Consider the following 13,700-nt stretch of genomic DNA (forward strand, 5'->3'; position numbering starts at 1 on the left):
CTTTTTCATGCCGGGAGTTCCCTGTTCGTGTCAGGCGTGATATCAGCCGCGCATGAACAAGACCTCCTCCTATTCCCCGATCCACGTCGTTGGCGGCGGGCTCGCCGGCTCTGAGGCCGCATGGCAGATTGCCAGCGCCGGCGTGCCGGTTATCCTGCACGAAATGCGCGGCCTGCGCGGCACGGATGCGCACAAGACCGACGGCCTTGCGGAGCTCGTCTGCTCCAATTCCTTCCGCTCCGACGATGCGACGAGCAATGCCGTCGGCGTGATCCATGCGGAAATGCGCATGGCAGGCTCGCTGATCATGGCGTGCGCGGACAAGCATCAGGTTCCGGCGGGCGGCGCGCTCGCCGTCGATCGCGACGGCTTTTCCGACGCGGTGACGAAGGCAATCCACGAGCATCCCCTCGTTACCGTCGTTCGTGAGGAAGTGACCGGGCTGCCGCCGAAGGAATGGGATCTGGCGATCGTCGCCACCGGACCACTGACGGCGCCGTCGCTGGCTGCCGCAATCCAGGAGGAAACAGGTGCGGACGCGCTTGCCTTCTTCGATGCGATTGCGCCAATCGTCTATCGTGACAGCATCGACATGGATATCTGCTGGTATCAATCGCGCTACGATAAGGTCGGCCCGGGCGGCACCGGCAAGGACTATATCAACTGCCCGATGGACGAAGACCAGTACAGCGCCTTCGTCGACGCGCTGATTGCCGGCGATACGGTCGGTTTCAAGGAATGGGAAGGCACGCCCTATTTCGACGGCTGCCTACCGATCGAGGTCATGGCCGAACGCGGCCGCGAGACGCTGCGCCACGGCCCGATGAAGCCGATGGGACTGACCAATGCGCATAATCCATCGGTGAAGGCCTATGCTGTTGTTCAGCTGCGTCAGGACAATGCGCTCGGCACGCTCTACAACATGGTCGGTTTCCAGACGAAGCTGAAATACGGCACACAGTCGGAAATCTTCCGGATGATCCCCGGTTTGCAGAACGCCGAATTCGCCCGCCTCGGCGGCCTGCACCGCAACACCTATATCAACTCGCCAACGCTGCTCGATCCGTCGCTGACGCTGAAATCGCGACCAGGACTGCGCTTTGCCGGCCAGATCACCGGTTGCGAGGGTTATGTCGAAAGCGCCAGCGTCGGGCTGTTAGCGGGGCGTTTCGCCGCTGCCGAGCGCAAAGACGAAACGGTCTCGCTGCCGCCTGCAACGACCGCCCTCGGTTCGTTGCTTGGCCATATCACCGGCGGGCATCTCGTCACCGACGAGGAACCGGGAAAGCGCTCCTTCCAGCCGATGAACATCAACTTCGGCCTGTTTCCGGAGCTGCAGCCGGGTTCGATCGTCAAGCCAGAAGGCGTGAAGCGCTTCCGCGGCAAGGACAAGACCATCCTGAAACGCCAGTTGATCGCCAAGCGCGCGCTTGGCGATTGCGCCGCATGGCTCGGCCAGAGCGCGCCTCTTGCAGAAAGCGCCTGATTTTTATTGCTTGTTGGCTGCCGGCTTTTCGGCCGGCGGCAGCGCAAGGTCTGCGTCGGCGACGTAATTGCCGAGCAGCCAGAGCGAGACCTCGGCCGCCTCCTTGGCGGAGGCGAATTCGAAGACACCGTTATGGTGCGGGTGATCGAGGAAATCGATGACCAGACCCTTGCCCGTTTCCGAACTGACGACGCGCACCCTGCCCGGCTCCAGCACATGGCAGGAGAAGTGGCGGTGCATGTTGCGCATGAAGCCCGCCTTGTTGTCATGCAGACGCACGAACACCACCCGGCCGTCGGCCGTCGCCTGAAGCTGGCGGATCGCCTCGTGCGGGAAGGCGCGGTTGAACTCCAGGATCGCGAGACCGGTGTCGCGAAAGCCTTCCTCGTCTTTGTTCCTGGCGGCCATGCGGGTCGCGACGAAGGCTAGGAGGACCACGAGGGCAAAGATGACGGACCAGACGATAAAGCTCAACGCCGTTTCTCCGATTCAGGCATAGCTGTTATCCACTTATAGTGCCCGAGCCTTGCGCGAATTTGAACAGATTCAGATTTTCTTGCGCATCAGCGCCAACATCATGCCGAGCTGGCGGCGCCATTGCGGCGGTTGCAGCGATTGGTCGAAAAGCGCGGCACCGGCCTTCTGCGCCTTCACGAGCACCGGCTCAGCAAGCGTCACAGGCAGGAAGGCCGGGAAAACGGTCGGCGGGAGCGGCGCGGCACGGGCCTTTGCCAGGTGATCGCGGCCGAGGCCGGCGAAGGCCTCGATAGCGGCAGAAATGCGCGCCTTGTCCTTGCCCGCCAGAAAGCTTTCGCGGTCGAGGCCGGTGGCGCTCAGAATTTCAAGTGGAATATAGAGCTGGCCCCGGTGGCGGTGCAGCGGCATCAGAAGCAACGCGCCGGCGACGGCCTGCGCGACGCCGGCATGGCCTGCGGCTTCGGTAGATTTCGCCGCCTCCTCCGCCGACAGGACGAGGCTTGCCAGCTGGATCAGAGCGGACGCCGTTTCACCGGCATAGCCTTCGAGCGAGGTGCGGGTTTCCATCGGATCGTCGTAGAGATCGAAGATGCGCGCATCGATCATGTTGACGAGTGTCTGACGCGGCAGGCGGTGGGCTTCGATCGCGCTCAGCAAGGATGCGGCAACAGGATTAGCCTCGGTCGAGCCGTGGGCGCTGCCCTCCAACAGATCGCGCCAGTATTGCATGCGGACCTCGCCGGGCAGCGGCTCGTGCACGAGATCGCGGATGCGGGCGAGTTCGGCATTGAAGGTGTAAAGGGCGGCGAGCGCGCCGCGCTTGTCCTCCGAGGACAGTAGGCAGGCGAGATAGCGGTCGCGATCACTGTCGCGCAGCATCGCCAGGCAAATCTCCTGGTTGCTCATCGGCTGTTCCGTCATCGTCAGACCGCAATCAGGGCGGCCGCAACGGCGCGGGATTCCGCGAGCATGATGTTGAAGGTGCGGACGGCAGCACCCGTGCTCATCGGATCAGAGGAGATGCCGCGGACCTTCAGTGCATGCTTCAGCTCCGACGGCAGGCGGCGAAGTTCGGTGCCCGTCCCGACCAGTAGAACCTCGATATCGCCCGCCTCGTCCAGCACCCTCTGAAAATTATCGACGGAGAGCGGCTTCGACATATCCATCTCCCAGCCGTAGATACCGGATGGAAGGCAGAGGATGGAGCCGCGATGCGACATATCGGCAAAGCGGAAGCCGCCATTGCCGTACGTGTCGACCGGAGCGCGGCCGGGGAAATGGGCCTCCCGGATTTCAATTCCTTTCGCCATGGCTTACACTGTGGCCTTTCCGGATTTTTCATCGGTGGCGCCATCCTCGTTGTCGTCGAAGGCCTTCGGGCGAAGGCGGAAGAGGATCAGTACCGGTGCAGCTATATAGATGGAGGAGAAGGTGCCGACGGCAACGCCGAAAAGCATGACGAGCGCGAAGGAGCGGATGACCTCGCCCCCGAAAAGATAGAGAGCGAGCAGCGCAAGAAGTGTCGTGGCCGCGGTCAGGATCGTGCGCGACAGCGTCTGGTTGATCGAGGCGTCGATCAGGATTGGCAGCGGCATGCGCGCATAGCGCCTCAGGTTTTCGCGCATGCGGTCGTAAACGACCACCGTATCGTTCAGCGAATAGCCGACGATCACGAGCAATGCGGCGACGCTCGTCAAATTGAACTCGATGCCGGTGACAACGAAGAAACCGAGCGTCAGAATGACGTCGTGCAACGTCGCGATGATGGCGCCGATGGCGAACTGCCATTCGAAGCGGAACCAGATGTAGATGAGGATCGCGGCGAGCGAGGCAAGGATGCCGAGCGTCGCCGTCTTCGTCAGCTCGCCGGAAACCGCGGGGCCGACAGTTTCGACGCGTCGGAAATCATACTGGTCCGCAAGCTCGCTCCGCACAAGCGTGATTGCCGACTGTTCGGCATTTTCGCCGCCGCCTTGGGCTTCAATGCGGATGATGGCGTTTGAGGCATCGCGGAGGCGCCTGGTCTGGACGTCGCCGATATTGAGTTCGCCCAGCCGCGCGCGGATGTCATCGAGATCGGCCGGCCCCTGCTTCGACCTCACTTCGATGACGGAGCCGCCGGTGAAATCGATGCCGAGTTTCATGCCGATCGCCGTTACCGCCAGCATAGAGACGAGCGAAAGGGCCGCAAGCGCGGTGAAGCTGTAGCGGCGGATGCCCATGAAGCGGATGTTCGTGCCGTCGAAGAGATCGGTATGGACGCTCTTCGGCAGATGCTTGAGGCGACGGTGGCGCACCCAGGCAACGACCAGCGGGCGCGTGAAGACGAAAGCAGTGAAAGCCGTCGTTAGAATGCCGATCGCAAGCGTGACCGCAAAGCCGCGGATGGCATCGCTTCCGAGATAGAAGAGGATCGCGGCGGCAATCAAGGTCGTGATATTGGCATCGACGACGGTCATAAAGGCTCTCGAATAGCCCACGCCGATCGCCTGATCGAGATGCATGCCGCCTTTTACCTCTTCGCGCATGCGCTCGTAGATCAGAACGGTGGCATCGACCGCAATGCCGATCGTCAGCACGATGCCGGCAACACCCGGCAAGGTCAGCGGCGCTCCGAACAGGCTGAGAACGGCAAGGATCATCATGATGTTGACGACAAGCGCGGCGCCGGCAATCACACCGAGCACGCCGTAGAGCGCCACCATCAGGCCGATCACCAGAACGGCGCCGACGCCCCCTGCGACGAGGCCGGAGCGGATCGAGCCGGCGCCGAGGCCGGGATCGATCGTCCGTTCCTCGACGATCGTCAGCGTGACGGGAAGCGCGCCGGAGCGCAGTATCGCGGCAAGATCTTCAGTCTCCTCCGGAGAATAGTTAAGCGCTATCTGTCCTCTATCGCCCGTGACCGGTTCGCGGATATCAGACGTGGCAATGACCTGATCGTCCAACAGGACTGCGAACGACCGCCCCACATTCTTTCGCGTCAGCTCGCCAAACCGCCTGGCACTCTCGGGATTGAAGCGAAAGGTCAGGATGGAGCTGTCTTCGTCGTTGCCAGGCTTGACCTGGAAATCGCCGAGATCAGCCGACGACAACACTTCAGCGCGCTCGACAAGGTAGACGTCCGGCGGATCGTCCGGCGAATAGACGATCCGCGAGCGCGACGGTACCGTGCCGCGCATCGCATCCTGCGGCGACACACTGCTATCAATCAAGTGGAAGGAGAGCCGGCCATCCTGGCTCAAGAGATCCTTGAACCGCTGCGAGTCGGCGAGACCCGGCACCTGGACGGATAATCGATCAGCGCCGCGGGTTTCGATGACGGGATCGATCCCGCCCGCTTCGACGGCGCGGCGGCCGACGATCTCGACGGATTGCGTGAGAGTCGCCGACAGGCTGCGGTCGATCGCTTTGCCGGTGATCTGCAGCGTCAGCTGGCCGTCATTGCCTTTCGAGAGCGTGACTTCGGGATCCGGGGCGCCGGCGGCCGGTGCCGTTACCGGGGTCAGAATGGTGACGGCGCGATCGACCTCACTCGGATCGGTGATGCGGACCCGAATGGTCTGCCCGGTGCCGGCCAGCCCGGTATAGCGAATTCCGGCTTCGCGCAGCCTGCCGCGCACGCTCGCAACCGTGCTTTCGAGCCGCTCCCTAACGATATCGGAGCGCTCCGCCTTCAGCACGATATGCGAGCCGCCCTGAAGATCGAGGCCGAGGGCCACCCGCTTGTGCGGCAGCCAGCTTGGCAGCGAGGCGTCCGTGAAAAGATTTGGGGCGGCGCAGAGCGCCGCCACAAAGACAATGAGCCAGATCAGAACTGTTTTCCAACTCGAAAAATGGAGCATTTCAGTCTCGACACCTCTGATCCGGCTGCTCTGCCTGCCGGAATTACGCGGCGTCTGCTTTTACGGGCTCGCCCTTCACGCGAACGTCTGCGATACCGCTACGGACCACGCGGACGCGCACGCCTTCAGCGATTTCGACTTCCAATTCCTTGTCGTCGACGACCTTGGTCACCTTGCCGACGAGGCCGCCGGCCGTGACCACCTGGTCACCGCGGCGGATCGCGCTCAGCGTTTCTGCACGCTTCTTGGCCTGGGCGCGCTGCGGACGGATCAGCAGGAAGTACCAGACGACCATCAGTGGCACGAACAGGATGATCATTTCGAAGCCGGAGCCGAATGGCGACGCAGCGGCATCCGGTGCGGCCTGGGCAAATGCCGGGGTGATGAACATTGATAGGCTCCTCAACTACGGGCGGCGTATATCCGCCTCTCTTTTTCGGGTGGCCGGACTATAGTTGCGGCAAGGATGAATGCAACAAAAACAGCCTGCGGGCGTACCGATTCCCCTGTCTCATAACCTTTCCGCTTTGGAAAGGCCATGCTACTCCGCATCGAAAATTTTGGCGCGGACGCCACGGCAGGAAATTCAGGAGGACATGCGATGGCCGAAGAATTGAACAGCGTCATTTTGCAGGAGCTGCGGCGGCTTGCCGACGCGGTCGAGCGGTTGGCGGGTCCGGCACCCGGCCCCAACGACTGGAATGCTGCCGACTGTTTCGTTTGGTCGCCCGCCCGCACGCACCTGCAGCCCGTCGCACGGCCGAACCGTGTGGCCTTGAAACTCATCCGTGGCGTCGACCATGTGCGCGACATCCTGCACGAGAATACGGTGCGTTTTGCCGACGGGTTTGCTGCCAACAACGTGCTGCTCTGGGGTGCGCGCGGCATGGGCAAGTCGTCGTTGGTCAAGGCGGTCCATGAAGACGTTCGCCAGGAAAGCGGCGTTTCGCTGAAGCTCGTCGAGGTGCATCGCGAAGACATTGCGAGCCTGCCGACGCTGCTCGATATCCTGAAGGAAGCGCCGCATCGCGTCATCGTTTTCTGCGACGACCTTTCCTTCGACCATGACGATACCGCCTACAAGTCACTGAAGGCAGCGCTCGACGGCGGCATCGAAGGCCGGCCGGACAACGTGCTTTTCTACGCCACCTCCAACCGCCGCCACTTGCTGCCGCGCCACATGATGGAGAACGAGCAGTCGACCGCCATCAATCCATCCGAGGCCGTCGAAGAGAAGGTATCGCTTTCCGACCGTTTCGGTCTCTGGCTCGGCTTCCACAAATGTAGCCAGGAAGACTACCTCACAATGATCGACGGCTATGCCGAGCATTTCAAGCTGACACTCGACCGCGAGAAGATGCATGCTGAAGCGCTGGAATGGGCGACCACGCGCGGTGCGCGCTCCGGCCGCGTCGCATGGCAGTATATCCAGGATCTTGCAGGGCGCATGCGGATCGCTCTCGCCCGCAGCTAAACAGGCTATATCCAGTGCAAAACGACAAAAGCCCGGCGGTCGGCCGGGCTTTTGCACTTCCCCGAGACGCTTTACCTATTCGAGGAAGGTGATCGGATTGACCGGCGAGGCGTCCTTGCGGACTTCGAAGTGGACCTGCGGCTGCTTGACGCTGCCGCTCATGCCGGAGACGGCGACGGTTTGTCCGCGCTGGATCTTCTGGCCGCGGGCGACGCTCAGCGTGTCGGCATTGCCGTAGACGGTCACGGTGCCGTCGTCGTGGCGGATGAGAACGGTGTTGCCGAGTTCCTTCAGGCCGTTGCCCGCATAGATGACCACACCGTTTTCGGCGGCCTTGATCGGCGTGCCCTGCGGCACCGAGATGTCGATACCATCGTTGCGGCTGCCGTTGACGTTTGCGCCATAGGCCGCGATGACGGCCCCGCGGACCGGCCAACGATATTTGCCGATGCCGGTCGATTCCGGGGCGGCTGAGGCGACGTCGGACTTCTTCTGGACTTCATCGACGGTCTGCGTTGCAACCGGCGGCTGGTAGGAGGCCGGCTGAGCGGAGGCCGTTTCAACTGCGGCAGGGGACGCAGGCTTCGGTTCGGCCTTGGCCGGAATGGACGCAGTCTTCGTCTGATCGGCGGAAGCGGAGCCGTTCGGGATCGTCAGCGTCTGGCCGATGCGGATCGAGGTTGCCGAGAGATTATTCGCAGCCTTGATGTCGTCGATTTTCGTGCCAGTCGCCCTGGCAATCTTGGCGAGAGAATCGCCCGGCTTGACCGTGTAAGTGCCGCCGCCTGCTTTCGGATCCTTTCCGGCACCGGCCGCAATCTTGCCCGCGGCAGCATCTGTGCTTGCCTGCGACTTGTCGCGAGCAGCGTTCGCAGCCGGCAGTACCGCGAGGTTCTGGTCCGGCGTCTTCGACGGCTGCGGAAGCTTGCCACTCTTGGAAATGTCGGCGGCCTGCGCCGAAGCCTTGGCCGCATTCCTGCCGCCGTTGAAGGTCGGGATGAGGATCGTTTCGCCCGGCTTGATGGCAGCGGCCGACTTCATGTTGTTGACGCGAAGGATTTCCTTTTCGGGAACGCCGTAGCGGTTGGCGAGGGTCGTCAGATTTTCGCCCGGACGAACCAGGACGGAAGGCGCATTAGCGGCGGACCAGCCAGAAACCTTCGGCGTCGTGCCTGTTGTCATCTGATCGGGTGCAGCCAGCTTCGGAGCGGCCTGCATCTGGCGCGGAGCCTGCGATCCCGAGGACGACGCGGGGAACGCCTGCGCCATCGCGACCTGCTTTTCACGCGACGGCATCGAGGATGCGCCCGCCGGCGCCGCAAGTTCGGTGCGCTGGACGGAAACCGGAGCGGAGGCAAGGCGCGCGCTGGAGCGGGTCGTTGCGGTTGTCGCCGGATAAGGCTGATTCAATGCATTATTGCTGGCATTGTATGAGGGTTGCGCCATTCCGGACTGAAGATCGGCGCTCGGGACAGGATCGCCCTGTGAGCCACTCATGTTCCGCCTCGGTACAGAACCGGTCGTCATCTGATCTTGACCCGACCCGGCAAAGAGGCCGCCGAAGCGGGTCACATCCGAACTGCAGCCCGTAGCGGCGCTTGCCAACAAGGCAACAAACAAGATATTGCCGGCCGGCTTTCCGAACTTTGGCGAAACGCTAAAACGCATGACTCGACCCACTCATAACTCAACCATTCGTGGGCATATTAAAGCGCGTTAGTGTTACCACCCGGTTAAAGCGCTGGAATCAGTGCGATTTTTTTGAGGAATTGATAACCATAGTTTTGCGGGTGAGAAATCGCAGACGCCCGACACCCGGAAAATGGCGAGGGAATGCCCGTCAGAGCTGGGAAGCCAGTCTCGGCACGATCGACAGATAGGGCACGTCGAAAAGCTCTTCGCGCTCGAAACGGCTGCCGGTCTTCGTCAGCCGCACCATGCGGCACTGGTCCTCGGACATCATCAGCGGTGCGATCATCGAACCGCCGGAGACGAGCTGGTCCGCATAAAAGCGCGGCATGGAATTGAAAGCGGCTGTAACAAGGATGCGGTCGAAAGTCCCCTCGCCCTGCAGGCCATTGCTGCCGTCGGCCTGGCGGACGATGACGCTGCGAAGGCCGAGCTGATCCATGCGGCGCTGCGCGTTGGCCGTCAGCGTCTTGTAGCGGTCGATCGTCAAAACGCGCTCGGCAATGCGGCCGATGACAGCTGCGGTGAAACCACTGCCGGTACCCACTTCCAGCACACGCTGGCCGGGCTTCACCTTCAAAAGATAAAGGATACGGACAGCGAGATCGACGCCCTCCAGGAACGAGCCGCACTCGATCGGGATCGTCCGGGTGGAATAGGCATCGTCGGCAAATTGCGGCGGCACGAAGAGCGCGCGCGGCGTCTGCTCGACGGCGGTCAGGAGGTCGATGTCCGATATCCCCTCCGCCCGCAGCCTCAGGACAAGTGCTGCAAAACCTTCCTTCTCGACCAGCCGTGCCGTCAAAATGTCCTACTCCGTACCAGAAAGCGCCCGCACCACGCGGTCCTTCACGGAATAATCGGTCAGATCCAGTTTCAAAGGTGTTACCGAAATCTTATTATGCTTCAGCGCGTGAATATCCGTGCCCTCGGTGAAGGCGCCGGCACGCTCGCCGAACTTCAGCCAGTAATAGGGCAAGCCGCGGCCGTCGGAGCGCGCGTCGACCTGCAGGTTGAAGGCAAGCTTGCCCTGGGCGGTGACTTCGGCGCCCTGCACCTCATCCGGACGGCAGTTCGGGAAATTGAGGTTGAGGAAGGTGCCTTCAGGCAAGTCAACCTTCATCAGCCTGTCAAGCAGCGCCGGCGCGTGAACCTCGGCGACTTCCCACGGCACGATGCGCGCGCCGTCTGAATAAGTGTAGGCCTGGCTCAGCGCGAAGGAACGCACGCCCTGCATCGTGCCTTCGATGGCGCCGGCGATGGTGCCGGAATAGGTGACGTCGTCGGCGACGTTCGAGCCGGAATTGACGCCAGAAAGCACGAGGTCAGGCTTGATGTCCATCACCTGCTTGATGCCCATGATGACGCAATCGGTCGGCGTACCGCGCAGCGCGAAATGCTTGTCGGCCACCTGACGCAGGCGAAGCGGCTCGGAAAGGCTCAGCGAATGCGCCAGGCCGCTCTGATCCGTTTCCGGCGCGACGATCCAGACGTCGTCGGAAAGGGTACGCGCAATCCGCTCAAGTGCCGCGAGACCTTCGGCGTGGATGCCGTCGTCATTGGTGAGCAGAATGCGCATCGCCTCAGGCCGCCCGTTCGATCTTCGTCAATCCGCCCATATAGGGCAGCAGCGCGTCGGGGATAGTGACCGACCCATCCTCATTCAGGTAGTTTTCGAGAACTGCGATCAGGCAGCGGCCGACAGCAGTGCCGGAGCCGTTCAGCGTGTGAACGAACTTCGTGCTCCTATCGTCCTTGCCGCGATAGCGCGCATTCATGCGCCGCGCCTGGAAATCGCCGCAGACCGAACAGGACGAGATTTCGCGGTAGGCGTTCTGTCCCGGCAGCCAAACTTCGATATCGTAGGTCTTGCGCGAACCGAAGCCCATGTCGCCGGTGCAGAGCGTCATCGTGCGGAAATGCAGGCCGAGGCGCTTGAGAACTTCCTCGGCGCAGGCTGTCATGCGTTCGTGCTCGGCGAACGAGCTCTCGGCATCGGTGATCGACACGAGTTCGCATTTCCAGAACTGGTGCTGGCGCAGCATGCCGCGCGTATCGCGCCCAGCCGAACCGGCTTCCGAGCGGAAGGACGGGGTCAGCGCGGTGAAACGGAGCGGTAGCTTTTCCTGCTCGAGAATCTCACCCGAGACAAGATTGGTTAGCGTTACTTCAGCCGTCGGGATCAGCCAACGGCCGTCCGTCGTCCTGAAGAGGTCTTCCGCGAATTTCGGCAGTTGTGCCGTGCCGAACACCGCCTCGTCACGCACCATCAGCGGCGAACTGACTTCGGTATAGCCGTGCTCGCTCGTATGGAGGTCGATCATGAACTGGCCGAGCGCCCGTTCGAGGCGGGCCAGCGCGCCGGTCAGCACCGTGAAGCGTGAACCGGAAAGCTTGGCGGCGCGCTCGAAATCCATGTAGCCAAGCGCCTCGCCGATTTCGAAGTGTTCCTTCGGCGTGTGGTTCCAGCGCGGCTTTTCGCCGATGGTGCGAGCGATGACGTTGTCGTGCTCGTCCTCGCCGACTGGGACGTCATCGAGCGGAATGTTGGGAATACGCGCCAGGGCGTCGTTGAGCTCGGCCGTCAGCTGGCGGTCGTCCTCTTCGGCGGCCGGCAGCGAAACCTTCATTTCGGCGACCTCGGCCTTCAGCTTTTCGGCAAGCTCGCCGTTCTTCTGCGCCATCGCCGCGCCGATCTCCTTGGAGGCGGCGTTGCGGCGGGATTGCAGGTCCTGCACCTTCTGCACGGCGGAGCGGCGCTTCTCGTCGAGAGCTATGAGGCTTTGGGCCAGGGGCTCCGCACCGCGCTTGGCAAGTGCTTCATCGAGCGCCTCGGGATTCTCACGGATCCATTTGATATCGAGCATTGTCGTTCCGGGTCGTTACGAAGGACATGACCCGGCCAAAGCCTGACCGGGCCTCGACCGGATATTCTGCATGCGTTCAGGAGAGAATTTCGGAGCACCGTTCAGACGCTGTCCGTCTTGGCAACGTCCGCAGACCCGTCCGCCTCTTCGACCGCCTGCCGGGAACGCTGGCGCTCCACGAGTCGCGCAGCGTAGATGGCAATCTCGTAGAGAAGGATCGTCGGCAGTGCAAGGCCGATCTGGGACAGCGGATCGGGCGGCGTCAGCACGGCGGCCACGACGAAAGCGAGCACGATCGCAAACTTGCGCTTCTCGGCGAGCCACTGCGAGGTGAGCAGGCCGACGCGGGCAAGCAGCGTCGTGACGACCGGAAGCTGGAAGACGAGGCCGAAGGAGAAGACGAGCGTCATGATGAGGCTCAGATATTCCGAGACCTTCGGCAGCAGCGAGATTGCGACATCGCCCTCTCCCGGCGCCTGCTGCATAGTCAGGAAGAACCACATGACCATCGGCGTGAAGAAGAAATAAACAAGCGATGCACCCAGCAGAAACAGGACCGGCGAAGCGATCAGGAACGGCAGGAAGGCCGCACGCTCGTTCTTGTAGAGGCCGGGGGCGACGAACTTGTAGACCTGCGCGGCAATGATCGGGAAGGCGATCACAAGGCCGCCGAACATCGCGACCTTTACCTGAGTGAAGAAGAATTCCTGCGGCGCGGTATAGATGAGCTGCGCCTTCGTCACATCGAGACCGGCCCAGATGACTGCCCATTTGTAAGGGTAGACCAAGGCGTTGAAGAGATGTTTGGCGAAGATGAAGCAGGCGATGAAGGCGACAAAGAACGCGCCGATTGCCCAGATCAGCCGCGTGCGCAGCTCCATCAGGTGCTCGATCAACGGCTGCGGCTTGTCTTCAATGTCACCGCTCATGCCTCGTCCTTCTTCTTGGTCGCCGTCTTCTTCGAAGCGGCCGCAGTCTTCTCTGCCGGAGCAGGTTTGGCCGGCCCAGCCTTTGTTGCTGCGGCCGCGACGGTCTTTGCAGCAGCCGCGCGCTTCGGCTTTGCAGCGGGAGCGGCGGCAATTGCAGCCGCAGGCGGCGCCTTCCCGGCGGCAGCGCGGGGCTTGCGCGCGGCCTTCGGCTTTTCGACAACAGTGGGTTCCGGCGCCGGCGCGACGACAGGCGGCGTTTCCGGCAGGCTCATCGACGGCTCCGGCGCGCTGACCGGCGGCGCTTCGGTCTTGTTTTCGACTGCCGTTGCCTTCTGCAGGTCAGCCTTGATGTCGTTGCCCATCTGGCGAAGCGGGTTCATCGCCTCGCGCAGGCTGTTTGCCGGATTAAGGCGCTGCGCATCGCTGATCGTCTGGCGTACATCGTCAAGGTCCGCTTCGCGCAGCGCCTCGTCGAACTGGGCGCGGAATTCGCCCGCGACCTTCCGGGCACGCTGCGTCATCTTGCCGAAAGCGCGCAGCATCGGCGGCAGATCCTTCGGACCGACAACGACGATCAACACGACCGCGATGACAAGCAGCTCGGTCCAGCCAATATCGAACATTCAAGGCTCCTGGGGGAAGCGGGGCAAAAGCCGCCCGTTCCCGGGCGTGTTACTTCGTTTCGTCGGCCTTGTGATCGACGGTCTTTGCTGTGTCCGGCGTTTCGTCTTCGTTGATGCCTTTCTTGAAGCTCTTGATGCCCTTGGCAACGTCGCTCATAAGCTCCGGAATCTTACCGCGGCCGAACAGCAACAGCACGATGACCAGAACGATCAACCAGTGCCACATACTAAAAGAACCCATTTACGCATACTCCCTGTTGCGATCTTCCTTCGATGTAAGAGCTTCCGACATCGTTTCCAACATCAAAAC

14 protein-coding genes are annotated in these 13,700 nt (G+C 62.1%); 2 read left to right on the plus strand and 12 right to left on the minus strand.

Annotated features, from left to right (window positions below; translation table 11 throughout):
• Window positions 1-52 precede the first annotated feature (52 nt).
• A complete protein-coding gene (trmFO, locus tag N2599_RS09665; protein WP_027509320.1) occupies window positions 53-1,486 on the plus strand; it encodes a methylenetetrahydrofolate--tRNA-(uracil(54)-C(5))-methyltransferase (FADH(2)-oxidizing) TrmFO in 1,434 nt (477 codons plus the stop codon).
• 3 nt (window positions 1,487-1,489) lie between these two features.
• Here trmFO and N2599_RS09670 read toward each other — a convergent pair whose 3' ends face one another.
• The 5 genes from N2599_RS09670 to yajC all read right to left on the minus strand — a co-directional run bounded on the left by N2599_RS09670 (window position 1,490) and on the right by yajC (window position 6,199).
• On the minus strand, window positions 1,490-1,960 hold the full coding sequence (locus tag N2599_RS09670; protein ID WP_027509319.1) for a hypothetical protein: 471 nt from the start codon (window positions 1,958-1,960) through the stop codon (window positions 1,490-1,492).
• Between the two features lie 72 nt (window positions 1,961-2,032).
• On the minus strand, window positions 2,033-2,884 hold the full coding sequence (locus N2599_RS09675) for a phytoene/squalene synthase family protein (RefSeq protein ID WP_027509318.1): 852 nt from the start codon (window positions 2,882-2,884) through the stop codon (window positions 2,033-2,035).
• Between the two features lie 2 nt (window positions 2,885-2,886).
• Window positions 2,887-3,273 (minus strand): Mth938-like domain-containing protein, encoded by a 387-nt coding sequence (locus N2599_RS09680; RefSeq protein ID WP_027509317.1) that lies wholly within the window; start codon window positions 3,271-3,273, stop codon window positions 2,887-2,889.
• A gap of 3 nt (window positions 3,274-3,276) precedes the next feature.
• Window positions 3,277-5,808, minus strand: coding sequence for a protein translocase subunit SecDF (gene secDF / locus N2599_RS09685; RefSeq protein WP_027509316.1), 2,532 nt, complete (start codon window positions 5,806-5,808; stop codon window positions 3,277-3,279).
• 43 nt (window positions 5,809-5,851) lie between these two features.
• Window positions 5,852-6,199, minus strand: coding sequence for a preprotein translocase subunit YajC (gene yajC, locus N2599_RS09690; RefSeq protein ID WP_022715367.1), 348 nt, complete (start codon window positions 6,197-6,199; stop codon window positions 5,852-5,854).
• Window positions 6,200-6,409: 210 nt separating this feature from the next.
• On the opposite strand from yajC, the gene N2599_RS09695 reads away from it, so the two are divergent.
• Window positions 6,410-7,282, plus strand: coding sequence for an ATP-binding protein (locus N2599_RS09695; RefSeq protein WP_027509315.1), 873 nt, complete (start codon window positions 6,410-6,412; stop codon window positions 7,280-7,282).
• A gap of 75 nt (window positions 7,283-7,357) precedes the next feature.
• Here the strand turns inward: N2599_RS09695 and N2599_RS09700 are convergent, their stop codons facing one another.
• The 7 genes from N2599_RS09700 to N2599_RS09730 form a co-directional block, all read right to left on the minus strand.
• A complete protein-coding gene (locus N2599_RS09700) occupies window positions 7,358-8,950 on the minus strand; it encodes a peptidoglycan DD-metalloendopeptidase family protein (protein WP_027509314.1) in 1,593 nt (530 codons plus the stop codon).
• 172 nt (window positions 8,951-9,122) lie between these two features.
• Window positions 9,123-9,776 (minus strand): protein-L-isoaspartate(D-aspartate) O-methyltransferase, encoded by a 654-nt coding sequence (locus N2599_RS09705; protein WP_027509313.1) that lies wholly within the window; start codon window positions 9,774-9,776, stop codon window positions 9,123-9,125.
• Between the two features lie 6 nt (window positions 9,777-9,782).
• Entirely contained in the window at window positions 9,783-10,550 is a 768-nt protein-coding gene (gene surE, locus N2599_RS09710; RefSeq protein WP_027509312.1) for a 5'/3'-nucleotidase SurE, read from the minus strand.
• A gap of 4 nt (window positions 10,551-10,554) precedes the next feature.
• Entirely contained in the window at window positions 10,555-11,838 is a 1,284-nt protein-coding gene (gene serS, locus N2599_RS09715; RefSeq protein WP_027509311.1) for a serine--tRNA ligase, read from the minus strand.
• Window positions 11,839-11,939: 101 nt separating this feature from the next.
• Window positions 11,940-12,767 (minus strand): twin-arginine translocase subunit TatC, encoded by an 828-nt coding sequence (gene tatC / locus N2599_RS09720; RefSeq protein ID WP_027509310.1) that lies wholly within the window; start codon window positions 12,765-12,767, stop codon window positions 11,940-11,942.
• Window positions 12,764-13,390 carry a Sec-independent protein translocase protein TatB gene (gene tatB / locus N2599_RS09725; RefSeq protein ID WP_027509309.1) on the minus strand — a complete coding sequence of 209 codons (627 nt, stop codon included), beginning with the start codon at window positions 13,388-13,390 and terminating at the stop codon, window positions 12,764-12,766. The genes tatC and tatB overlap by 4 nt, the downstream gene beginning before the upstream one ends.
• A 49-nt stretch (window positions 13,391-13,439) precedes the next feature.
• Window positions 13,440-13,631, minus strand: coding sequence for a twin-arginine translocase TatA/TatE family subunit (locus tag N2599_RS09730; RefSeq protein ID WP_027509308.1), 192 nt, complete (start codon window positions 13,629-13,631; stop codon window positions 13,440-13,442).
• Window positions 13,632-13,700: the final 69 nt, after the last annotated feature.

The sequence above is a fragment of the Rhizobium sullae genome, from assembly GCF_025200715.1.
In the GTDB taxonomy this organism is placed as follows: domain Bacteria; phylum Pseudomonadota; class Alphaproteobacteria; order Rhizobiales; family Rhizobiaceae; genus Rhizobium; species Rhizobium sullae.